Annotated in this window: 21 protein-coding genes; 13 read left to right on the forward strand and 8 right to left on the reverse strand. The window is 72.2% G+C overall.

What is annotated here, in order from left to right:
* The first annotated feature begins 112 nt into the window (after positions 1-112).
* Together QIY60_RS21835 and QIY60_RS21840 are read left to right on the forward strand one after the other, a co-directional pair.
* Positions 113-772, forward strand: a complete 660-nt coding sequence (locus QIY60_RS21835) for a helix-turn-helix domain-containing protein (protein WP_283143954.1) — start codon at positions 113-115, stop codon at positions 770-772.
* Between the two features lie 144 nt (positions 773-916).
* On the forward strand, positions 917-1558 hold the full coding sequence (locus QIY60_RS21840) for a uridine kinase (protein WP_283143955.1): 642 nt from the start codon (positions 917-919) through the stop codon (positions 1556-1558).
* A gap of 8 nt (positions 1559-1566) precedes the next feature.
* Here QIY60_RS21840 and QIY60_RS21845 read toward each other — a convergent pair whose 3' ends face one another.
* Together QIY60_RS21845 and QIY60_RS21850 are read right to left on the reverse strand one after the other, a co-directional pair.
* Positions 1567-2505: a PfkB family carbohydrate kinase gene (locus QIY60_RS21845; RefSeq protein ID WP_283143956.1), complete on the reverse strand. Its 939-nt coding sequence runs from the start codon at positions 2503-2505 to the stop codon at positions 1567-1569.
* A complete protein-coding gene (locus QIY60_RS21850; RefSeq protein WP_283143957.1) occupies positions 2502-3407 on the reverse strand; it encodes a pseudouridine-5'-phosphate glycosidase in 906 nt (301 codons plus the stop codon). The genes QIY60_RS21845 and QIY60_RS21850 overlap by 4 nt, the downstream gene beginning before the upstream one ends.
* Positions 3408-3603: 196 nt before the next feature.
* On the opposite strand from QIY60_RS21850, the gene QIY60_RS21855 reads away from it, so the two are divergent.
* On the forward strand, positions 3604-3993 hold the full coding sequence (locus QIY60_RS21855; protein ID WP_283143958.1) for a cupin domain-containing protein: 390 nt from the start codon (positions 3604-3606) through the stop codon (positions 3991-3993).
* A gap of 99 nt (positions 3994-4092) precedes the next feature.
* Here the strand turns inward: QIY60_RS21855 and QIY60_RS21860 are convergent, their stop codons facing one another.
* Positions 4093-4674: a methylated-DNA--[protein]-cysteine S-methyltransferase gene (locus QIY60_RS21860; protein WP_283143959.1), complete on the reverse strand. Its 582-nt coding sequence runs from the start codon at positions 4672-4674 to the stop codon at positions 4093-4095.
* Between the two features lie 279 nt (positions 4675-4953).
* On the opposite strand from QIY60_RS21860, the gene QIY60_RS21865 reads away from it, so the two are divergent.
* From QIY60_RS21865 to QIY60_RS21890, 6 genes are all read left to right on the forward strand, one after another.
* The gene (locus QIY60_RS21865; RefSeq protein WP_283143960.1) at positions 4954-5814 is read left to right on the forward strand and encodes an MHYT domain-containing protein; all 861 of its coding nucleotides are present in this window, start codon (positions 4954-4956) and stop codon (positions 5812-5814) included.
* A 72-nt stretch (positions 5815-5886) separates the two neighbouring features.
* A complete protein-coding gene (uvrB, locus tag QIY60_RS21870; RefSeq protein ID WP_283143961.1) occupies positions 5887-8019 on the forward strand; it encodes an excinuclease ABC subunit UvrB in 2133 nt (710 codons plus the stop codon).
* A gap of 118 nt (positions 8020-8137) precedes the next feature.
* Positions 8138-8716 (forward strand): TerD family protein, encoded by a 579-nt coding sequence (locus QIY60_RS21875; protein ID WP_283143962.1) that lies wholly within the window; start codon positions 8138-8140, stop codon positions 8714-8716.
* A 122-nt stretch (positions 8717-8838) separates the two neighbouring features.
* On the forward strand, positions 8839-10761 hold the full coding sequence (locus QIY60_RS21880; protein WP_283143963.1) for a TerD family protein: 1923 nt from the start codon (positions 8839-8841) through the stop codon (positions 10759-10761).
* 301 nt (positions 10762-11062) lie between these two features.
* Positions 11063-12043 (forward strand): TerC family protein, encoded by a 981-nt coding sequence (locus tag QIY60_RS21885; RefSeq protein WP_283143964.1) that lies wholly within the window; start codon positions 11063-11065, stop codon positions 12041-12043.
* Positions 12044-12183: 140 nt separating this feature from the next.
* Positions 12184-12489, forward strand: a complete 306-nt coding sequence (locus QIY60_RS21890) for a hypothetical protein (RefSeq protein WP_283143965.1) — start codon at positions 12184-12186, stop codon at positions 12487-12489.
* A 45-nt stretch (positions 12490-12534) separates the two neighbouring features.
* Here the strand turns inward: QIY60_RS21890 and QIY60_RS21895 are convergent, their stop codons facing one another.
* The 3 genes from QIY60_RS21895 to QIY60_RS21905 form a co-directional block, all read right to left on the reverse strand.
* Positions 12535-13812, reverse strand: coding sequence for an MFS transporter (locus QIY60_RS21895; RefSeq protein WP_283143966.1), 1278 nt, complete (start codon positions 13810-13812; stop codon positions 12535-12537).
* A 136-nt stretch (positions 13813-13948) separates the two neighbouring features.
* Positions 13949-14605, reverse strand: a complete 657-nt coding sequence (locus QIY60_RS21900) for an MBL fold metallo-hydrolase (protein ID WP_283143967.1) — start codon at positions 14603-14605, stop codon at positions 13949-13951.
* A gap of 21 nt (positions 14606-14626) precedes the next feature.
* Positions 14627-15313: a maleylpyruvate isomerase family mycothiol-dependent enzyme gene (locus QIY60_RS21905; RefSeq protein WP_283143968.1), complete on the reverse strand. Its 687-nt coding sequence runs from the start codon at positions 15311-15313 to the stop codon at positions 14627-14629.
* 196 nt (positions 15314-15509) lie between these two features.
* On the opposite strand from QIY60_RS21905, the gene uvrA reads away from it, so the two are divergent.
* A complete protein-coding gene (gene uvrA, locus QIY60_RS21910) occupies positions 15510-18467 on the forward strand; it encodes an excinuclease ABC subunit UvrA (protein ID WP_283143969.1) in 2958 nt (985 codons plus the stop codon).
* Positions 18468-18710: 243 nt separating this feature from the next.
* Here uvrA and QIY60_RS21915 read toward each other — a convergent pair whose 3' ends face one another.
* Positions 18711-19619 (reverse strand): carbohydrate kinase, encoded by a 909-nt coding sequence (locus tag QIY60_RS21915; protein WP_283143970.1) that lies wholly within the window; start codon positions 19617-19619, stop codon positions 18711-18713.
* 133 nt (positions 19620-19752) lie between these two features.
* Between QIY60_RS21915 and QIY60_RS21920 the strand changes: the two genes are divergently transcribed.
* Positions 19753-20181 (forward strand): Rieske (2Fe-2S) protein, encoded by a 429-nt coding sequence (locus QIY60_RS21920; protein ID WP_283143971.1) that lies wholly within the window; start codon positions 19753-19755, stop codon positions 20179-20181.
* Positions 20182-20219: 38 nt separating this feature from the next.
* On the opposite strand, the gene QIY60_RS21925 is transcribed toward QIY60_RS21920, so the two are convergent.
* On the reverse strand, positions 20220-21143 hold the full coding sequence (locus tag QIY60_RS21925; RefSeq protein WP_283143972.1) for a hypothetical protein: 924 nt from the start codon (positions 21141-21143) through the stop codon (positions 20220-20222).
* Positions 21144-21459: 316 nt separating this feature from the next.
* Here QIY60_RS21925 and QIY60_RS21930 point away from each other — a divergent pair, with 316 nt between their 5' ends.
* Entirely contained in the window at positions 21460-22110 is a 651-nt protein-coding gene (locus QIY60_RS21930; protein WP_283143973.1) for a papain-like cysteine protease family protein, read from the forward strand.
* Positions 22111-22115: 5 nt separating this feature from the next.
* Complete coding sequence (locus QIY60_RS21935; RefSeq protein WP_283146031.1) at positions 22116-22934, forward strand: hypothetical protein; 819 nt, start codon at positions 22116-22118, stop codon at positions 22932-22934.
* The last annotated feature ends 140 nt before the right edge of the window (positions 22935-23074 follow it).

A 23074-nucleotide genomic window follows, 5' to 3' on the forward strand; every position in this document is an offset into this window, starting at 1 on the left:
GTGGCCCTCCCGCGGTGCCCAGATCCCTCTGGCGTGACTCGCCTGTACTGCGTCACTTGGTTTTACCAAGTTGGAGCTTGGAAAGTCCAACATGTTGTCTAGACTGCGTCGTATGCCACGTCAGCCACGCCGTCGAAGCTACGACCAGTACTGCGCCGCTGCCCGCGCCCTCGATGCCGTCGGGGACCGGTGGACGCTGCTGATCGTCCGGGAACTCCTCGCCGGACCGCGTCGTTATACAGATCTGCACGCAGATCTGCCGGGCGTCTCCACGGACGTGCTCGCCTCCCGGCTCAAGGACATGGAGCGCGAGGAGCTCGCGACCCGCCGCAAGCTGCCCCCGCCCGCGGCCGCGATGGTGTACGAACTGACCGCGCGCGGACGCGAGTTGCTGCCTGTGCTGACCGCCCTCGCCGCATGGGGCGCGCCGGAGCTCGCCGAGCGGCGGCCCACCGACGCCGTGCGCGCGCACTGGTTCGCGATCCCGCTGATCCCGCTGCTGCGCCGCCTTCCGTACGCCCCGGCGGTCCTCGACGTACGCCTGGACGAGGGCGAGTTCCACGTCCGGACCGGCGCGGACGGATCCGCGGGCGACGGCGGTGCGGTGTACGGGGACGGGCCCGCGCCCGATGCCGACGCCCGGCTCGTCCTGGACGCCGACACCTGCCGCGCCCTCGCTGAAGGCGCGCTGACGGTCGAGGAGGGCGTCAAGGGCGGGCGGATCGAGGTGACGGGCGAGGGGCCCGTCGCGGCGGCCCTGCGGGGCGAGTGACCGTCCTCCGTAAGGAAGGCCTGTAAGGAAGGCCTGGTAAGGAAGGGCAGTACGGGAGGGCTGTACGGGAGGGCTGTACGGAACCTCTGAGCGCCCTCCGGGGGCCGCCGCCGCACCCGCCGGAGCAGCCCGCATCATGGAGGCGTGCGACTCGAAGCGATCACGTGGGAACGGCTGACCGAGGCCCTGGCGGACCGGGCCGTGGACGCGCAGGCCGAGGATGGCGCCCCCTGGCTGCGCGTCGGCGTCGACGGGGCGCCCGCGGCCCGTCCCGGTGAGCTGGCGCAGTCGCTCGCCGAGGCGCTGCGCATACGGGGGCGGTCGGTGCTCGTCCTGTCCACGGAGGGCTTCCTGCGGCCCGCCTCGCTGCGCTACGAGTACGGCCGCGAGGACCCGGACACGTACTTCGACGGCTGGTTCGACACCGCCGCGCTGTGGCGGGAGGTGTTCGACCCGCTGGAGGCCGGGGGTAGTGGCCGGGTCCTGCCCGACCTCTGGGACCCGGTGACGGACCGGGCGACCCGGAGCGGGTACCGACTCCTCCCGAAGGGAGGAGTGCTGTTGGTGCACGGGCCGTTGCTCCTGGGGCGCTGGTTCCCCTTCGACCTCACCGTCCACGTCCGCCTCTCGCCGGGCGCGCTGCGGCGGCGCACGGAGGACGGCGCCCGCTGGACGCTCGCCGCGTTCGAGCGGTACGAGGAGGAGGTGCGGCCCGCCGAGGCCGCCGACGTGGTCGTGCGCGCCGACGACCCCGGGCGTCCGGCGTGGAACGGCAAGGCCGGCTGACCAAAGGATCAGTCGCGTACGGGCGGCCGTCCGCCCACCACCGTCACCGCCTCCGCGCCCGCCCGGCAGCCGGCCGCCGCCGCTCCGGCCGGGTCCGCGCCCGCGAGGAGGGCGGCCAGGAAGCCGCCGGTGAAGGCGTCGCCCGCACCCGTCGAGTCGACGGCGGCCGCATCCGGCGGCGGGGCCGCCACCTGGGCGACGACCTCACCGGCCACCGCCACCAGCGCCCCGGCCGCCCCGAGCGTGACCGCGACCAGCGGGAACCTTCGGCTCAACTCCGCCGCCGCCCGCGCGGGTTCGGCGAGTCCGGTGAGCAGCCGCGCCTCGTCGGCGTTGGGCAGCAGCACCTCCACCCCCTTGGCCGCCGCCAGGAACCGCTCGACGCCCAGCTCCGCCAGGAACCCCGCCGACGCGGGGTCCAGGCTCACCGGAACCCCGACGTCCAGCGCCGAACGGCAGGCCGTGAGGGCCAGTTCACGGCTCGCGTCGGCGAAGAACAGATAGCCGGAGAGGTGCAGTCGGCCGACGCCGTTCAGGAACGCGGGGTTCCAGTCGGCGGGGGATATCCGCAGCACGGCGCCGCTGTCGGTGAGGAAGGTGCGCTCGGCGGTCGCGGTGTCGACCAGCGAGACGACGGTGGCGGTGGGCGCCGCCGGGTCCGGGATCAGCAGCGGCCGTACGCCCGCGCGCCGCAGCCGGCGCTCGTGCCAGGCCAGCGCGTCGCTCCCGACCCGGCCCAGCACGCGCACGTCCGCGCAGCCCGAACGGGCCGCCCAGCATGCCGCGTTGGCCCCTGCCCCGCCCGGGACCGTACGGATCTCGGCCGCCGTGTCCGTGGCGGGCGCCAGCGGGCCCCGGTGCCGGGCGACGACGTCGGTCACCACGTCCCCGACGACCAGGAGCCCGCGGGGCGCGCCGAGCCCCGTCCCGGCGGGCGCATCCGTCACAGCGCCGCCGCGATCGCCGCCGCCAGGCGTACGTTGCCGCGCACCGCCGCCACGTTCGCCTCCAGGGACGCCCCGCCGGTGTGCCGCACCAGATGGTCGAGCAGGAACGGGGTGACGGCCTGCCCCGTGATCCCCTGCTCCCGGCAGGCGGCCAGGGCCTCGGCCAGCACCCGGTCGTGCAGCTCGGGATCGAGCTGCTCGGCCTCCGGCACCGGATTGGCCACGATCAGCGCCGAGTCGGGGCCGATCGCGTCATGGGACCGCAGCACGTCGGCGGCCTCCTCGGGAGTGCGTACCGTCCAGTCGACCGGCTCGCCGGAGTCGGCCAGATAGAACCCGGGGAAGCGGTCCGTCCCGTAGCCGACCACCCCGATGCCCAGTGTTTCCAGCCGCTGGAGCGTCGCCGGTACGTCGAGGATCGACTTCACTCCCGCGCACACCACCGCGACCGGCGTCCGGGCCAGGAGTGCCAGGTCCGCCGATTCGTCCTGGGTCTCGGTCCAGCCGCGGTGGACGCCGCCGAGCCCGCCGGTGGCGAAGACGCGGATGTCCGCCCAGTGGGCCAGGTGCGCGGTCGCGGAGACGGTGGTGGCCCCGCTCGCGCCCGCCGCCAGTGCCATCGGCAGGTCGCGGTGGCCGAGCTTGCGCAGCCCGCCGCCCGCGATCCGCTCCAACTGGTCCTTGTCCAGGCCGACATGGGGCCGCCCGTCCAGGACCGCGACCGTGGCGGGGACGGCGCCCCCGGCCCGTACCAGCTCCTCCAGCTCCGTCGCCACCCGCAGATTGCGCGGGCGCGGCAGTCCGTGCGCGATGATCGTGGACTCCAGAGCGACCACCGGACGCCCCTCGGCCAGGGCCTCACGGACCTCTTCGGACACCTTGAGTACGTCGTCGTAGGACATGCCCCATCCCTGGCGCGCCCGCGCACCGCGTAAACGTCACTCCTGCGATCACCTGTGCGAGGCGCGCGGAGGCGGCGGCCGCGAGGCCTACGGGGCCCGCCCCCGCGACCCACTCACGGGGAGTCTGCTCCCGACGGGCGGTTCCGGCCAGAGGCGGCGTCGAGGGCGGCTGAGGACATGGCTAGATTGGCGCGCCATGACGACCAATGATCACATCGAGACCCCTTCCGTTGTCGCGGCCGCACCGGCCTCGTTCGTTGTCCACATCCCGGACGCCGAGCTGGAGCCCGAGCCCCTGGACCCCGGCCAGATCGTCTCGGGCACCCCCGAGGTCACCGGCAAGGTGCTCTGGGAGTCGCCCGACGGCAAGCAGGTGCGCGGCATCTGGCAGATCACTCCCGGCGTGGTGACCGACACCGAGGCCAATGAGCTCTTCGTGGTGGTCAGCGGGCGCGCGACCGTCGAGGTGGCGGGCGGCGACACCCTGGAGCTCGGCCCCGGCGACGCGTGCGTGCTGCGCGAGGGCGACCGGACGACGTGGACCGTGCACGAGACGCTGCGCAAGGCGTACCACATCAGCCTCTAGCGGCTCGCCCAGCACCTCACCCAGCCTCACAGCGCCTCGCGGCGCCCGGCCCGGCCTGGAGCACCTCAGCGCACTGGAGCCCCCAGCGCACCGGAGCACTCAGAACAGCGGCTGCGGCAGCACCCCTTCCAGGGCGAGCAGCCGTCGCTTGGTCTCCAGGCCGCCGCCGAACCCGCCGAGCCCGCCGTCGCTCTCCACCACCCGGTGGCAGGGCACCACCACCGGCAGCGGGTTGGACCCCATCGCGGCGCCCACCGCCTGCGCCGCCCGGGGCTGGCCGACCCGGTCGGCGAGGTCGCCGTACCCCACCACCGTCCCGTACGGAACGGTCGCCTCCAGCTCGCGGAGCACCTGGCGGTTGAACCCGGAGGAGAGCGACCAGTCCAGCGGCAGCTCGAACGCCCGCAGGTCACCCGCGAAGTACGCCGCCAGCTGGCGTATGGGCTCGGCCAGCGGGCCCGTGCCGTCCTCCGGGCGGGCCGGGACCGGCTCGGCCCCCAGCCGGGCCGCCAGGCCGCGCAGCGCCTTGTCCCGGACCGCCTCCCGGGCGTGGAAGACCACGTTCACCAGCCCCTGGTCGGTCGCGGCGAGGAGCAGGGGGCCGATGTCGCTGCCGACGACCGCCCACACCACCCGCTCCGGCCCCCGCGGGGCCCGCTCGAACTGCTCGTCGCTGTTCATGTCGCCACCGTACGACCCGCCACTGACAACGCCCGCCGGGCCGGTTCCGGGCGCCGGTCCGTCCGGTCACCGGAGGTCCGTTCGCCGCCCATCGGACGGGCCCGGACGCGCTCTCGCGACCGCCGGGAACGGAGCCCCCGGGTCCGGGGTGTCGACAAATTGGCGTGAAAATGTTTGCCTGTCGCTCGGCGAGCCTTAATGTCGCCCCGAACCAGGGCCTCCGCGACAGCAGTCGGCCTCTTCAGTCGGTAGTCGGTACGGGGTGAAGGGCACACGCATATGCACGGGACGGTCGACGGCTTCACCTACGGCCTCGTCACGCCAGTCGTGGCGTTCCTCATGGCCTGTCTGGGCGGCGCGCTCGGGCTGCGCTGCACCGCCAGGTCATTGCGGGCCGACCGGCCCTTCAGAGCGCTCTGGCTGGCGCTCGGCGCCACCTCCATAGGCTCTGGCATATGGACCATGCACTTCATCGCGATGATGGGCTTCACGGTCCGCCAGGAGGTGCTGAGCTACGACCGGTCGATCACGTTCGCCAGCCTGGGACTGGCCATCGTGATGGTCGGCATCGGCATCTTCATCGTCGGCTACCGGGGGGCCACACCCCTGGCCCTGGTCACCGGCGGGACCATCACCGGGCTCGGTGTGGCGTCGATGCACTACCTCGGCATGGCCGGAATTCGACTGCACGGAGAGTTCGCGTACAACACCCTCACCGTCAGCCTCTCCGTGGTGATCGCGGTCGTCGCCGCCACCGCCGCCCTCTGGGCGGCCGTCTCGGTCGACGGCTTCCTGGCCAGCCTCGGCGCCAGCGTCGTCATGGGCCTCGCCGTGAGCGGCATGCACTACACGGGGATGGCCGCGCTCAGCGTCCATCTGCACGACGGCGCGGGCACCGCCGCCGGGGACTCCTCGGCCACCATCCTCGCGCCGATGCTCATCGGTCCGGTCGCCTTCCTGGTGCTCGCGGGCGTCGTCGTGATGTTCGACCCGCTCGTGGTGATGGGCAAGCCCGAGTGGGAGAAGCGGCCGCCCCGCCCGGCGCCCGTCCCCCGCCATCTGCCGTCGTTCCCGGACCGGACCGAGTGGGTCGCCCCGCACCGGCCGGGCGAGGGCTCCTCGTCGCCGCACGACTGGTGACCCGGGGCCGGACGAGCCCCGCCCCCGGGCCGATCGCGCCCGGCTGTCAGTGGGGGGCCGTACGGTGGTTCCATGCGGCCCGTTTCCAAGATCGAACGTACGGTGGCGCCTTTCGAGGTCGTCAGCCCCTACCAGCCCAGCGGCGACCAGCCGGCGGCCATCGCCGAGCTGGAGCGGCGCATCCGTGCAGGTGAGAAGGATGTCGTCCTGCTGGGCGCGACCGGCACCGGAAAGTCGGCGACGACTGCCTGGATGATCGAGAAGCTCCAGCGCCCCACGCTCGTCATGGCGCCGAACAAGACGCTGGCGGCCCAGCTGGCGAACGAGTTCCGCGAGCTCCTGCCCAACAACGCCGTCGAGTACTTCGTCTCGTACTACGACTACTACCAGCCCGAGGCGTACGTCCCGCAGTCGGACACGTACATCGAGAAGGACTCCTCGATCAACGAGGAGGTCGAGCGGCTGCGCCACTCGGCGACGAACTCGCTGCTGACCCGCCGCGACGTGATCGTGGTGGCCTCCGTCTCGTGCATCTACGGCCTGGGCACGCCGCAGGAGTACGTCGACCGGATGGTGCCGCTGAAGGTCGGCGAGGAGATCGACCGCGACCAGCTGCTTCGCCGCTTCGTCGACATCCAGTACACGCGCAACGACGTGGCCTTCGCGCGCGGCACGTTCCGGGTGCGCGGCGACACCATCGAGATCTTCCCGGTCTACGAGGAGCTGGCCGTCCGGATCGAGATGTTCGGGGACGAGATCGAGGCGCTGTCCACGCTCCACCCGCTCACCGGCGAGGTCATCAGCGAGGACCAGGAGCTCTACGTCTTCCCCGCCAGCCACTACGTGGCCGGACCGGAGCGCATGGAGAAGGCGATCACCGGCATCGAGCAGGAGCTGGAGCAGCGCCTGGCCGAGCTGGACAAGCAGGGCAAGCTGCTTGAGGCCCAGCGGCTGCGGATGCGCACCACGTACGACATCGAGATGCTGCGCCAGATCGGCAGCTGCTCGGGCGTCGAGAACTACTCGATGCACTTCGACGGCCGCGACCCCGGCACCGCCCCCAACACGCTGCTCGACTACTTCCCGGACGACTTCCTGCTCGTCCTCGACGAGTCGCACGTGACCGTCCCCCAGATCGGCGCGATGTACGAGGGCGACGCCTCCCGCAAGCGCACTTTGGTCGACCACGGCTTCCGGCTGCCCTCCGCGATGGACAACCGGCCGCTGAAGTGGGAGGAGTTCCTGGGCCGCATCGGCCAGACCGTCTACCTCTCGGCGACGCCCGGCAAGTACGAGCTGTCGCGCGGCGACGGGTTCGTGGAGCAGATCATCCGCCCCACCGGCCTGGTCGACCCGGAGGTCGTGGTCAAGCCCACCGAGGGGCAGATCGACGACCTGGTGCACGAGATCCGCAAGCGCACCGAGAAGGACGAGCGCGTCCTGGTCACCACCCTCACCAAGAAGATGGCCGAGGACCTCACCGACTACTTCCTGGAGATGGGCATCCAGGTGCGCTATCTGCACAGCGACGTCGACACGCTGCGCCGGGTCGAGCTGCTGCGGGAGCTGCGGGCGGGCGAGTTCGACGTGCTGGTCGGCATCAACCTGCTCCGCGAGGGCCTGGACCTGCCCGAGGTGTCGCTGGTCGCGATCCTCGACGCCGACAAGGAGGGCTTCCTGCGCTCGGGCACCTCGCTGATCCAGACCATCGGCCGCGCGGCGCGCAACGTCTCCGGCCAGGTGCACATGTACGCCGACAAGATCACCCCGGCGATGGAGAAGGCCATCGAGGAGACCAACCGCCGCCGGGAGAAGCAGGTCGCGTACAACAAGGAGCACGGGATCGACCCGCAGCCGCTGCGGAAGAAGATCAACGACATCGTCGCGACCATCGCGCGCGAGGAGGTCGACACCGAGCAGCTGCTCGGCTCCGGCTACCGCAAGGGGAAGGACGGCAAGGGCGCCAAGGCGCCGGTCCCCGCACTCGGCGCCAAGGCGGCGAAGTCGAAGGCGAAGGCGGGCAAGGGCGGCGAGGTCCTCACGGACCGCCCGGCGGCCGAACTCGCCGAGCAGATCGAGGAGATGACGGACCGGATGCGGGCCGCCGCCGCCGAGCTGCAGTTCGAGATCGCCGCCAGGTTGCGCGACGAAGTCGGCGAGCTGAAGAAGGAGTTGCGGCAGATGCGGGAGGCGGGACAGGCCTGACGGTCCGCCACCCGCTGTGTTGCAAGACCGACACAAATCCGCCCCGCGCGGTGGCGCACATCGCGCCACTGCGTAGGGTCGGGCCGAGAACGTAAGAAATGCGGAGAGGGGACAGCGCGTGACGGTCAATCTGACCAAGGGCCAGGCCATCAGCCTGGAGAAGCAGGGTGGCGGCACCCTGACCGCGGTGCGGATGGGGCTCGGCTGGCAGGCGGCGCCGCGCCGCGGCCTGTTCGGCTCGCGCACCCGGGAGATCGACCTGGACGCCTCGGCGGTGCTCTTCGCCGACAAGCAGCCGGTGGACGTGGTGTTCTTCCGCCACCTCGTCAGCGACGACGGCTCGGTGCGGCACACCGGCGACAACCTGGTGGGCGGCGCGGGCCAGGGCGGCGACGACGAGTCGATCCTCGTCGACCTCCAGCGCGTCCCGGTCCACATCGACCAGATCGTCTTCACGGTGAACTCGTTCACCGGCCAGACGTTCCAGGAAGTGCAGAACGCGTTCTGCCGCATCGTCGACGAGACCAACGGCCAGGAGCTGGCGCGCTACACGCTGGACGGCGGCGGTCAGTACACGGCGCAGATCATGGCCAAGGTGCACCGCGCGGGCACGGGCTGGCAGATGACCGCCATCGGCAACCCGTCCAACGGCCGCACCTTCCAGGACCTGATGCCGGCGATCCTGCCGCACCTGTGACCGCGGCCGTACGCAGGCACCACCGGCCACCACGGCCGTAACCGCAGCTCCCGGAGGCAAGGCCGCCGGGAGCTGCCCCGCACCACCGTGCACCACCGGCAACTCGACGAGGGGACAGAGCGATGACGGCCGAGCTGGTACGGGGACAGAACCACCCCCTGCCCCAGACCCGACTGGAGATCCGGGTGTCGGCCGGGACACCGATCGTCGCCGGCGCCACCCTGGGCGACGAGAGCGGCACGGTGCGCGGGACGGAGTGGGTGGCCCACCCCGGCACGCCCACGCTGCCGGGCCTGGAAGTCTCCCGGCAGGCCGCCGCCGACCACCGCCTCGCCGTGGACCTGGAGGCGCTGCCGCAGGACGTGCACCGGGTGAGCGTGCTGCTCGCGCTGCCGCCCGGCGCGGCGGGCCCGGGCCGGTTCGCCGCCGTCGCCGCGCCCTTCGTGGCGGTCACCGGCCTCGACGGCACCGAGGTCGCCAGCTACACGATCACCGGCCTGGACGCGGAGTCGGCGGTCGTCGCCCTGGAGCTCTATCTGCGTAACGGCGCCTGGAAGGTCCGCGCGATCGGCCAGGGCTACGCGGGCGGCCTCGCCGACATGCTGGTCGACCAGGGCCTGCCGCAGGCCCGTGAGCTCGCCGCCGTCATCCTGGACGCGGTCGCCCTGGGCGCCTCCCGCTCGGTCGCGGCGCCCCCGCCCCGTACGTCCGACGAGGCGCGGGTACGGGCGGGCGCGCCCGGCACCGGCGGGAGTGAAGGCGGTCCGGCGGGCGCCGCGCCCCCGCCCGAGGCCGCCCAGCAGCCCCTGACCGACGGCGGACCCATCGACTACGCGCACCCGCGCCGCAAGACCACCGCGCCCCCGCCGCCGCCTCCCACCGCGCCGCCCGCCGCCCCCGGCGAGCCCCCGGTCCCCGTGGCGGGCGACGCCACCGGCTGGTCCATGGACGAGCGGCTCTACAACCAGGTGTGGGGCATGTTCGAGGACCTGGCCCGCACCACCGCCTCGTACCGCAGCGCCGTCGACTTCGCGGACTCGCGGATGGAGCAGGAGCTCGACCGGGCCCTCGCGGATCCGCGCAGCCGCATCGGCTCCACCGGCGACCGGGCCCGCGAGGAGGCCTCGGCCCGCCGCGAGCAGCTGGTCGACCGCGCGCGCGAGGCCTTCGACCGGGACCTCACGCAGCTGACCGCCGAGTCCGAGGTCGTCGAGCCCGCCCTGCCGCCCGCCTACGCCCGCTGGGACAACCCCGTCTGGCACGCCTACCGGGTGCCGATGGAGATCCCGATGGCCCTGCGCGTCGGGGACCTGCGGCTGCCGGAGCGGCCGGAGCTGCGGATTCCGATGCTGGTGCGGCTGCCGCTGGAGCGCGGCCTGTGGATCGACTCCGGGCGCTCGGGCTCCGAGGCCGCCGCCTTCATGGACGCCGAGCAGGTCAAGCGGCTCGCCGTGGAGACCGCGGTGGCGCTGGCGGCCCGGCTGCTCGCGGTGTACCCGGCGCACGAGTTCGCCGTGCACGTCGTGGACCCGGCGGGCGCGGCGGCCGGGGCGTTCGCGCCCCTCACGCGCGCGGGGGTGCTCGGCGAGCCGCCCGCGGCCGGTGCCCAGGGCGTGGCGGCCGTGCTCGCCCGGCTCACCCAGCGCGTCGACCTGCTCCAGATGGCCGCGCGGGGCGGCGCCGGGGCGGACGCGCTGCCGCCCGGCACGGACACCGCCGAGCAGCTCCTGATCGTCAACGACTTCCCGCACGGGTTCGACGACCGCGCGGTCAACCAGCTGCGCTATCTCGCGGACGAGGGCCCGTCGGTCGGGGTCCATCTGCTGATGGTCGCGGACCGCGAGGACGCCAGTGCGTACGGGCCGGTGCTGCAGCCGCTGTGGCGCTCGCTGCTGCGGCTCACGCCGGTCCCGGACGACCACCTGGCCGATCCGTGGGTGGGGCACGCCTGGACGTACGAGCCGCCGCTCGTGCCCTCCGGCAGCGCGATCCTGGGGCAGGTGCTGGGCCAGGTCGCGGACGCGCGGCGCGCCTGGCCGCGCTGACCGCGTGCGGGGGCGCGCGATCCGGCACGCGCCCACCTCGTACTCCCTCGCGTGCCCGGTCCCGCACTCCCTTCCCCACCCACCGGCTTGGTTCTTCTTTACCCTTCCCTTTACCTTCTCTTGGTGATTGGGGTAGGGTTCTTGGTGCGGAGGGGAGTACTCCCGACTGCGGCGTTCCCGTCAATACGGACCCGAAGAGACGGTTCCGGGGCGCCGGCCCACGGCACGGTCACGCGCCCGGGTGGAGGAGACCTCCGGCAGCGACGACGCTGATCTGTAGCGGTACGAAGCCGGAGGCACTGTGGACGTTTCCCTGACCCTGTGGGTGCTGACCATTCTCGGTCTGTGCGCCCTGATCGCGGTCGACTTCTTCATCGGGCGCAAGCCCCATGACGTGTCGGTCAAGGAAGCCGGAATCTGGACGGTCGTCTGGATCGTGCTCGCCGCGCTCTTCGGAGTCGGCCTGCTGGTCTTCGGCGACAGCCAGGCGTCCGGCGAGTTCTTCGCGGGCTTCATCACCGAGAAGTCGCTCTCTGTCGACAACCTCTTCGTCTTCATCCTGATCATGGCGAAGTTCTCGGTGCCGACCCACCTCCAGCAGCGCGTGCTGCTCTTCGGCGTGCTGATAGCGCTGGTGCTGCGGGCGATCTTCATCGCGGCCGGCGCCGCGGTCATCGCCAACTTCGCCTGGGTCTTCTACATCTTCGGCGCCTTCCTGATCTACACCGCCTGGAAGCTCATCCAGGAGGCGCGCTCCGACGAGGAGGACGAGGAGTTCGAGGAGAACCGCCTCCTCAAGTCCATCGAGAAGCGGTTCGGCGTCGCCGACCGGTACCACGGCACCAAGCTCTTCATCCAGGAGCACGGCAAGAAGATCATGACGCCGCTGCTCGTCGTGATGCTCGCCATCGGCATGACCGACGTGCTGTTCGCGATGGACTCGATCCCCGCGATCTTCGGCCTGACCCAGGACCCGTACATCGTCTTCACCGCCAACGCCTTCGCGCTGATGGGCCTGCGCCAGCTGTACTTCCTCATCGGCGGACTGCTCAAGAAGCTGGTCCACCTCAGCTACGGCCTCTCGGTGATCCTCGGCTTCATCGGCGTGAAGCTGGTGCTGCACGCCCTGCACGAGAACGGGGTGAACGTCCCCGAGATCTCCATCCCCGTCTCGCTCGCCGTCATCTGCGGCGTGCTGGTCGTCACCACGATCACCAGCCTGATGGCCGCCAAGAAGCAGACGGCGGCCGAGGAGGCCGAGAAGAAGAGCGTCGGGGTCTGACCCCCGGGGGGCGCGCGGTGCATCCGCACCGGCGCGCGCACCGGCCGGCCGGGCGCGGAGTTGCCGTGCCCGTCGGCCGGTGCTTGCTTGGACGGGGAGAGCTCCCGGTCGGCGGGGGCACCGCGGACCAGGAGGCCCCCATGAAGTTCGCGCAGATCATCGACTTCGAGACCGAGCGTGCGGACGAGATGCGCGAGCTCATCCGCCAGTACGAGGAGAGGGCCCGGGCCGAGGGCCGCAAGCTCGGCCCCTCGCACCGCACCCTGCTGCGCGACCGGGCCAACCCGAACCGCTACCTGGCCGTGGTCGAGTTCGACTCGTACGAGGAGGCGATGGCCAACAGCGACGCGCCGGAGACGACCGAGCTCGCCAAGCAGCTCGCGGCGCTGTCGACGCGCCCGCCCGCCTTCACGGACTGCGACGTAGAGGAGTCGGAGGACCTGTAAGCCCTCGGCGGCCCCTGGGAGCCCCGCGCGGCCCCCCAGGGGCGGTCAGGCGGGCGCCGCCTCGACCCCCGCCTCCGCCGTGTCGGGCACCGGCCGGGTCTCCGGCAGCAGCGCGAAGCAGCCGAGGCTCAGCAGCGCGATCCCGGTCAGATAGGCCGCCACGCCCCACGGCGGCCCCTCGCCCCGGGCGAGCGCGGTCGCCACGATCGGCGTCAGCGCGCCGCCCAGCACCCCGCCCAGGTTGTAGCCGACGGCGGCGCCCGTGCAGCGCACCCGGGGCTCGTAGAGCTCCGGCAGATAGGCCGCGATCACCGCGAACATGGTGATGAACGCGAGCAGCGCGCCCAGGAACCCGGCGAACATCAGCAGCGGTTCGCCGGTCTGGAGCAGCGCGACCAGCGGGAACATCCACAGCGCACAGGCCGTGCACCCCGCCAGACAGAGCGGCCGCCGCCCGTACCGGTCGGCGAGCAGGGCCGAGACCGGGGTCAGCGCGCCCTTGACGGCGACGGCGGCCATGATGCAGACGAGCATGACCGTACGGCTCACACCGAGGCGCTCGGTGGCGTACGCCAGCGCCCAGGTGGTCACCGCGTAGAAGACGGCGTACCCGACCGACAGCGCGCCCGCCGTCAGCAGCACCAGCCGCCAGTGGTCGCGTACCACCTCCGCCAGCGGCAGCTTGGCGCGTTCGCCGATCTCCTGGAACTGCGGCGTCTCGGCGAGGGAGGAGCGCAGCAGCAGCCCGCCCGCCGCGAGCAGCCCCGCCCCCCAGAACGGGACCCGCCACCCCCACGACCGGAACTCGGCGTCCGTCAGCCCCGCCGAGAGCGCCAGCATCACCCCGTTGGCCAGCAGGAACCCCAGGGACGGGCCCATCTGCGGAAAGGACGACCACAGGACGCGGCGCCGCGCGGGCGCGTGCTCCACGGTGAGCAGCACGGCCCCGCCCCACTCGCCGCCGAGGCCGAGCCCCTGCAGGAAGCGCAGCACGAGCAGCAGGACGGGGGCGGCGGCCCCGATCGTCGCGTACGAGGGCACACAGCCGACGGCGACCGTGGCGAGACCGGTCAGGAACAGCGAGAGGAACAGCACCGGGCGTCGTCCGTACCGGTCACCGATATGACCGAAGACGACAGAACCGAGCGGACGGGCGATGAATCCGATCCCGAAGGTGCCGAAGGCGGCCAGGCTGCCGGCGAGCGGGGAGAACGTCGGGAAGAAGAGCGGGCCCAGGACGAGCGCGGCGGCCGTCCCGTACACGAAGAAGTCGTAGAACTCGACCGCCGTCCCGGCGAGCGAGGCGGCGGCGAGCCGGACCATCGACGGTGGTGCGTGTGTGGGGGGAGAGGTGGGGGAGAGGCGCATGCCGCGCCAACTACCCGTGCTTACGGGCGGTTACGGGGGGGCGGGCGGAAGCATGCCCGCGCCGCGAACGAGCGCCTCGCCCCGATACGGGCTACCAGCCGCGCGCGTGCCACTCCGGCAGCTTGGGGCGCTCCTCGCCGAGCGTGGTGTCGTTGCCGTGGCCCGGGTACACCCAGGTCTCGTCCGGCAGCACCGCGAAGAGCTTGGTCTCCACGTCGTTGATGAGGCTGGCGAAGGCCTGCGGGTCCTTGCGGGTGTTGCCGACCCCGCCCGGGAACAGGCAGTCGCCGGTGAACAGGTGCGGGTGGCCGTGCGGGTCGTCGTAGACCAGCGCGATCGAGCCCGGGGTGTGGCCGACCAGGTGGCGGGCGGTCAGCTCGACCCGGCCGACGCTGATCGTGTCCCCGTCTTCGACGGGGACGTCGGTCGGGACGGGGATGCCCTCGGCGTCGTAGCGGCCCGCGTAGGTCGTCGCGCCGGTGGCGGCGACGACCTCGGCGAGCGCCTGCCAGTGGTCGCCGTGGCGGTGGGTGGTGACGACGGACTTGATGCCGTCGTCACCGATCAGCGTCAGGAGGGTCGAGGGGTCGGCCGCCGCGTCGATCAGGAGCTGCTCGCCGGTGGCCCGGCAGCGCAGCAGATACGCGTTGTTGTCCATCGGGCCGACCGCGACCTTGGAGATCATCAGATCCCCGAGCTCGTGGACATCCGCCGGACCGCCGACCTTCACCGCTCCGCTGTACGTCATGGGCTCAGCGTAACGCCGGGCCTACAGCGGCGGCAGGGCGGGCAGCGGGCCGCCCGAGGCCTCCAGGGCGGCGCCGTCCCTGCGGCCCGCGAGCCAGCCGAGCAGGTCCCACGCGGGGCCGCCCACGGTCACCGGGGTGCCTTCCGTGCCACCGGTGCGCAGGGTGTGGCCGTTGTTGCCGGTGAGGATGACCGGCGGGACCGAGGCGTTCCCCGAGAAACGGTCGGCCAGGAACTGGATCTCGCGCCGGACGAACTCGTCCGGCAGGTCCTCGAGCTCGTAGCCGACGCCCAGGTCGACGTGGTGCAGCTCGACCTCGATCAGCCGCCGGAAGGGGATGCGGGCGGCCTGGTCGAGGACGCCGTTGCGGAGCTCGACCGTACGGGCCCAGTCTGCGGGCCGGGCGCCCTCCTCCTGGAAGCGGGCGGCGCTCTCGCGCACGTCGGCGAGGTGGGTGTCGAGCGGGCGCGCCGCGTCGCGCGCGATGTCGGCGTCCCGGGCCTCGGCGCTCTCGTACATGGGGCGGCCGGCGAGCACGTTGACGAGCGCGTCCGCGTTGCGGGCGACATGGGCGAGCACGTGGCCGCGGCTCCAGCCCGGCAGCCGTGACGGCTCGGCGACCGCCGCGTTGTCCATTTCGGCGGCTGCGGTGAGCAGCCGGTCGGTGGCTTCCCGTACAGACGCCAGGTCCTGCGCATGATCAATCATGCGGCCGACGATAGTCCTGCCACTCATTCGGGTGAAGCCGCTTGGACGAGTCCGTAAATCGAATGCGCGTGCTATAGGCTCGTCAGTGGCATCAGGCATCCTTGGCTGTAAAACGAACCATCGCCCTGGCGACCCCCCATAGTCTGAGACGGGGGCTCCGCCCCCCTGCTTCTCTTCAAGAAAGGTGCGGACCGGCGTGGCCGACCGTCTCATCGTCCGTGGCGCGCGCGAGCACAATCTCAAGAACGTCTCGCTCGACCTCCCGCGCGACTCCCTCATCGTCTTCACCGGGCTCTCGGGGTCGGGCAAGTCGTCCCTCGCGTTCGACACGATCTTCGCCGAGGGGCAGCGCCGCTACGTCGAGTCGCTCTCCTCGTACGCCCGCCAGTTCCTCGGCCAGATGGACAAGCCGGACGTCGACTTCATCGAAGGTCTGTCGCCCGCGGTCTCCATCGACCAGAAGTCGACCTCGCGCAACCCGCGCTCGACGGTCGGCACCATCACCGAGGTCTACGACTACCTGCGTCTGCTCTTCGCGCGCATTGGCAAGCCGCACTGCCCCGAGTGCCGCCGGCCGATCACCCGCCAGTCGCCGCAGGCCATCGTCGACAAGGTGCTGGAGCTGCCCGAGGGCAGCCGCTTCCAGGTGCTCTCGCCGCTGGTGCGCGAGCGCAAGGGCGAGTTCGTCGACCTCTTCGCCGACCTCCAGACCAAGGGCTACAGCCGCGCGCGCGTGGACGGCGAGACGATCCAGCTCTCCGAGCCGCCCAAGCTGAAGAAGCAGGAGAAGCACACCATCGAGGTGGTCATCGACCGCCTCACCGTGAAGGACTCCGCCAAGCGCCGCCTCACCGACTCGGTGGAGACCGCGCTCGGCCTGTCCGGCGGCATGGTCGTGCTCGACTTCGTCGACCTGGCGGCCGACGACCCCGAGCGCGAGAAGATGTACTCGGAGCATCTGTACTGCCCGTACGACGACCTGTCCTTCGAGGAGCTGGAGCCGCGCTCCTTCTCCTTCAACTCGCCCTTCGGCGCCTGCCCCGACTGCACGGGCATCGGCACGCGCATGGAGGTCGACCCCGAGCTGATCATCCCGGACGAGGAGAAGTCCCTCGACGAGGGCGCGGTCTCCCCGTGGTCGCTCGGCCACACCAAGGACTACTTCGCCCGCCTGGTCGGCGCGCTCGCCGACGAGCTCGGCTTCCGTACGGACATCCCCTGGGCGGGGCTGCCGCAGCGCGCCAAGAAGGCGCTGCTGTACGGCCACAAGACGCAGATCGAGGTGCGCTACCGGAACCGGTACGGACGGGAGCGCGCGTACACGACCTCCTTCGAGGGCGCGGTGCCGTTCGTCAAGCGGCGCCACTCGGAGGCGGAGTCCGACGGGGCGCGCGAGCGCTTCGAGGGCTATATGCGCGAGGTCCACTGCCCCACCTGTGAGGGCACGCGACTGAAGCCGCTGGTCCTCGCGGTCACCGTGATGGACCGCTCCATCGCCGAGGTCTCCGCGATGTCGATCAGCGACTGCGCCGACTTCCTGGGCGAGCTCAAGCTCAACGCGCGCGACAAGAAGATCGCCGAGCGGGTCCTGAAGGAGGTCAACGAGCGGCTGCGCTTCCTCGTCGACGTCGGCCTCGACTACCTCTCGCTCAACCGCGCCGCCGGGACGCTGTCCGGCGGCGAGGCCCAGCGCATCCGCCTCGCCACCCAGATCGGCTCGGGCCTGGTCGGCGTCCTCTACGTGCTGGACGAGCCGTCGATCGGTCTGCACCAGCGGGACAACCACCGGCTGATCGAGACGCTGGTGCGCCTGCGCGACATGGGCAACACGCTGATCGTCGTCGAGCACGACGAGGACACCATCAAGGTGGCCGACTGGGTCGTCGACATCGGCCCGGGCGCCGGTGAGCACGGCGGAAAGGTCGTCCACAGCGGCCCGTTGAAGCAGCTCCTCGCCAACAAGGAGTCGATGACGGGTCAGTACCTGGCGGGCAAGAAGTCCATCCCGCTGCCGGACGTACGGCGCCCGGCGGACCCCTCGCGCAAGCTCACCGTGCACGGCGCCAAGGAGAACAACCTCCGGGACATCGACGTCGCGTTCCCGCTGGGCGTGCTGACCGCGGTCACCGGTGTCTCCGGATCCGGAAAGTCGACCCTGGTCAACGACATCCTCTACACGCACCTGGCGCGCGAGCTGAACGGCGCGCGGGCGGTGCCCGGGCGGCACACGCGCGTGGAGGGCGACGACCTGGTCGACAAGGTCGTCCACGTCGACCAGTCGCCGATCGGCCGTACGCCGCGGTCGAACCCGGCGACGTACACGGGCGTCTTCGACAACGTGCGCAAGCTGTTCGCCGAGACGATGGAGGCGAAGGTGCGGGGCTACCTCCCGGGCCGGTTCTCCTTCAACGTCAAGGGCGGCCGCTGCGAGAACTGCTCGGGCGACGGCACGATCAAGATCGAGATGAACTTCCTGCCGGACGTGTACGTGCCGTGCGAGGTCTGCCACGGGGCGCGCTACAACCGGGAGACGCTGGAGGTCCACTACAAGGGCAAGTCCATCGCCGAGGTCCTCGACATGCCGATCGAGGAGGCGCTGGAGTTCTTCGAGGCGGTGCCGACGATCGCCCGTCACCTGCGGACGCTGAACGAGGTGGGGCTCGGTTACGTCCGCCTCGGCCAGTCCGCGCCGACCCTCTCCGGTGGTGAGGCGCAGCGGGTGAAGCTGGCGTCCGAGCTGCAGAAGCGGTCGACGGGGCGGACGGTGTACGTCCTGGACGAGCCGACGACCGGGCTCCACTTCGAGGACATCTCGAAGCTGATCAAGGTCTTGTCGGGCCTTGTCGACAAGGGGAACTCGGTGATCGTCATCGAGCACAACCTCGATGTCATCAAGACGGCGGACTGGGTCGTGGACATGGGCCCCGAGGGCGGCAGCGGCGGCGGCCTGGTGATCGCCGAGGGCACGCCGGAGCAGGTCGCGTCGGCGGCGGCGAGCCACACGGGGAAGTTCCTGCGCGACATCCTGGGCGCGGACCGGATCAGTGACGCGGAGCCGGTTCCTGTACGGAGGGCGACGAAGCGGGCGCCGGCGAAGAAGGCGGCGGCGAAGGCCCCGGCCAAGAAGACGGCATCCCGGCCCCGCAAGGCCTGACGCCGCCGGTCCCGGGGGCTTCGGCCCCTGGGACCCCGTCCGTCTGCGGGCCGTCGGTGGTTGCTCGCGCAGTTCCCCGCGCCCCTGAAAATGCCGCTGCGCGGCATCCCCTGGGCGCCCCGGAGGGGCGCTTCCAGGGGCGCGGGGAACTGCGGGACCAGCCACACACAACCCGCAGACGAACGGGGTCCGGGGGCGTAGCCCCCGGGAGACCACCTCCACCCCCACCCACCCCCGGAGGGTTTAGGGAAGGGGCGGGGTGGGGGTTCTCAGCGACGTGGCGTGTGGCGGCTGCGCCCCCCGCTTCCCGCACGTCAGGGCCGCCGCGTGCGCCGCGTAGGACAGCGCCGCGCGCCACCCGGCCGCGGACAGCGGCCCCCGCCCCGCCACCACATGCAGCAGCGCCGCGTTCACCGTGTCCCCCGCCCCGATCGTGTCGACCACCTCGACCCGCTCGCCGGGGACGGAGACCTCACGCGGACCGGACCGGGTCCACACCGTCATCCCCGCCGCGCCCCGCGTCAGCACCACCGCTTCCGGCCCCGCCGCCAGCCACGACTCCACCCCGCCGCCCAGCCACGCCGCGTCCTCCTCGGACAGCTTCAGCAGGGACACGTACGGCAGCCAGGAGCGGAAGCGCGCCCGGTAGGCGTCCGCGTCCGGGACCAGGCCGGGGCGGATGTTCGGGTCGAGCAGGGTGAACACGCCCCGCCCCGACTCCCGCCGCAGCAGCGCCTCGTACGCCGACGCCCCCGGCTCCAGGACCAGCGAGCACGTGCCGAGCGCCAGCGCCCGTACGCCGGAGGGGAGTTCGGGCGGGAGCTCGAAGAGGCGGTCGGCCGTGCCGGAGGCGTAGAAGCCGTATCCGGCCGCCCCGTCCGCCCCCACCGTCGCCACCGCCAGCGTCGTCGGCTCGGGGCCGCGCTGGACCAGGGAGGTGTCGACACCGGCGGCGCGCAGACCGTCGAGCAGCGCCTCGCCGAAGCCGTCCGTCGACACGCGCGAGCAGAACGCGGCCTCGGCGCCCAGCCGCCCGAGGGCCACCGCCGTGTTGTACGGGCCGCCCCCGAGCCGGGGCGACAGCGGGCCCAGCCGGTCGCCGGGGCGCTCGGGGACGAGGTCGATGAGGGCTTCTCCGGCGACGACGATCACGCGGCCGAACGTACACCCATCCGGACCGGTCCCGTCCAGCCCCGGCCCCCGCCACCACCCACCCCCTGAGCCCCACAGCTCCCGCCGGTATCGTCGGATACGTCACCAACCCCCCATGACCTGTGGAGACCCCATGCCCGGCCAGCCCGCCGCCCGTCGTACCGTGCTGAAAGGCGCGGCCCTCGCCGGGGCCGCCGGGCTGGGAGCAGCCGCCTGCTCCACCGACTCCAAGCTCGGCCACGCCGGGACGCCCACCCCGACCGAGCCGGTCGCCCTGGGCGCGCCCGAGGAGATCCCGGTCGGCGGGGCCAAGCTCTACCGCGAGCAGCGGCTGATGGTGTCCTGCCCGGCCAAGGGCGAGTACAAGGCGTTCAGCGCCCAGTGCACCCACGCCGGCTGCGTCCTCGACAAGATCGAGGACGGGCACGGGAACTGCCCCTGCCACGGCAGCCGCTTCAACGTGATGACCGGCAAGCCGGTCCAGGGCCCGGCGACGGTCCCGCTGCCCTCCGTCCCGGTGAAGGTCAAGAACGGCAAGCTCGTCGCCGGCCCAGATGCGTAGGAGCACTGCCTACGTACTACGTACGTAGGCGGACACCCTCACGCCCAGTCCCAGTCGATCCCCAGGATTCCCGGCCGCACCCCCTGCTCGACCAGGTGCACCGTCCGGTGCTGCCCGCTCAGCGTCAGGTCGCCCCGGGCCGAGCGGGCCGCGCCGGCCGAGGTCCGGGAGAAGCGGCGGCATCGCACCGGCAGGGCCTGCTCGTCGAAGCGGACCTGGAGCACGTACTGCCCGCCCGCGAAGCTGAAGCCGCGTACGTACTCGCTGCTCGTCCCGGCCGTGCCGTCCTCGAAGCCGTAGCCGAAGAGGTACGTCTCACCTGCCCGCAGCCGGGCGTCGAAGAGCAGCTCGGCCACCAGGACGCCGGTCTCGGCGTCCCAGCGCACCCGCCCGGTGCGGCAGTTCTCGGCGGCGCGCACCCGGACCCGGGACGGGTCGCAGCCCGGGTCTCCGTGGTGGATGGCGAGATAGCGGTCGACGCCGTCCCGGTGGGCCCGTACCACCTGCTGGGAGTCGCGGCCGAGCATCTCCCGGTGCGCCCCGACGCGGACCCGCTCCTGGTGGCCGACGGTGTGCAGCCCGCCGTCCACCGGTGACTCCAGGCCCGTGATCAGCCGCTCGACGACCCCGGAGGCCTCCACGAGCGAGCGGTAGGAGCGGCCCGCCGGGCGTTCCGCCTCGCGCGCGTCGCCGTCGTCGAGCAGTCGCAGCAGCGACCGGTCCGGCAGCCCGAGGACCTCCTCCAGGGCGCGCACCGCCCGCAGCGACTCGGCGCGCTGCGGCCGCCGCGCGCCCTGCTGCCAGTAACTGAGGCTGGTCACACCGACCTTGACGCCGCGCCCGGCGAGATGGTGCTGGACGCGTTGGAGCGGAAGTCCGCGGACGGCGAGCGCGGCGCGCAGCGCCAGATGGAACGGACCGGTGTGCAGCACCTGTGCCAGATCGGCATCGGTGTGGAGCATGGGGGACTCCCTCGGGACTGCTTCGGATCTCGGTGGGGGGTGGCCGCACGGGCGGCCTGGTTCAACTGCGCCGCCGGCCAGGGGACTTCGGGCCGCACAGTGAACGTTCACGGCGGGGGGTGGTCACGGGTCGCCGCGGGACCCGGGTGGCCTGGTGGGCCCGGGAGGCCCGTTCACATGGCGGCCACTCCGTTCACACCCGCGTCTCACCCCGCATTGAAGCGCGTTGACCAGCTCACGACAACGTTCGATGCTCACCGAAAGCGTCCGGACGCGCTCCTCCGATCCCCACACCCCCCGCTTCGGGAGGAACGCGATGCACAACCGCAAGAGACGGCTTTCGGCCCTCGCCCTCGTGGTGACGGCCCTGCTCGCCGCCCCCACGGCGAGCGCCGTCGCATCCCCGCACGGCACGACCGCAGCCGCCCACACGACCGCCGCCACCGACACCCGTACCGCCGCCGACACGCCGTCCGCCACGGCAGCCACGTCGAAGCGGCTCAACATCACCATGCAGGCCCAGCAGAAGAACAACTGGTGCTGGGCCGCCAGCGGAAACACCATCGCCACCTGGTTCGGGCGCAACTACAGCCAGAACCAGTTCTGCAACGCCGCCTTCGGGCGCCAGCAGGGCTACGACTGCCCCAACTGGCAGGCCGACCTGGGCAATGTGCAGAACGCCCTGAGCTGGGCCGGGATCAACTCCGGCTCGTACGTCAGCGGGTGGCTGCGCTACTCGACCGTACAGACCGAGATCAACGCCAACCGGCCCATGGAGACCCGCATCCAGTGGGCCGGCGGCGGCGGTCACATGCATGTGATCTACGGGTACGACACCGCCAGCAGCTGGGTCTACTGGGGCGACCCCTGGCCCTCCAGCAACCGCTACAACTGGGCCTCGCACGACTGGTACGTCGACAACGACTCGTTCTCCTGGACCCACTCGCTCTACCGGATCGGGGCGTGACGACGATGACCCTGCGACGTCTGTCCTCCTCCTCCGCCGCCGTCGCGGCGCTGCTCACCGGCCTCGCCGGCCTGGCCGCCCCGTACGCGGCGGCCGCCGAGCACCCCACGGCGACGGCCGACTCCAAGGCGGCCGCCCACCGGGCGGCCGCGGCCCCGGCGACCCTCGACACGCTCTCCCGCTTCTTCGCGCGGGACGGCAAGGTGTCCCTGACCGCCGCCGCCCCGCGCATCCAGGGCGACGCGGTGCCCGTCTACACGCTCTCCCCGGAGTTCGTCGCCGGGCGGGCGGGCGCCTCCGTGGCGAAGCTGGAGTACCTCGCCTCCACGGCCGTCTCCTCGGACGGCCAGAAGGCCTCCCTGTGGACCGTTCCGCAGGGCACCACCTGGAAGGTGGTGAACATAGCCACCGGTGACGACGAGGCCCGCTACGCCGCGGCGGGCGCGAGCAGGCTGCCGGGCGGCACCGTCTTCCAGGAGCCGCAGATCAACGCCTGGTACGTCCAGAAGGGCGCCACCGTGCTCCCCCTGGACGAGGACGCGGTGCGGGCGGTCGGCGCCAAGGGCACCACCCTGGGCGCCTACCAGAAGCGCGTCCAGCGGGCCTACGGCGACAAGCTGCCCGGCTCCGCGTACGCGAAGTCGGGCAAGGCCGGGGGGTACGGGCAGAGCCCTGAGGAAGCGCGGGCCCAGGCGGCGGCGACCGCCACCGGCGGGCACGGCGCACTCACGGCCACGTCGGTGACGGCCGGTGCGGGGGCCCTCGCGGCGCTCGGACTGGGCACCGTGGCGCTGCGCCGTCGGCGCGGGGGCAACCGGGCGTAGGCCGTTCTTGGGACTGTGCGATCAGCTGCGGATCGTGCGTGGCTGGTCGCGCAGTTCCCCGCGCCCCCCTGAAGGCCCTCCGGGCCCCCTCGGCGGGTTCTCGACTTCGCGCGAACAGGGGAACAGGCCCGCGCCCCCCG

Source organism: Streptomyces sp. BPTC-684, assembly GCF_030028635.1.
GTDB lineage: Bacteria > Actinomycetota > Actinomycetes > Streptomycetales > Streptomycetaceae > Streptomyces > Streptomyces noboritoensis.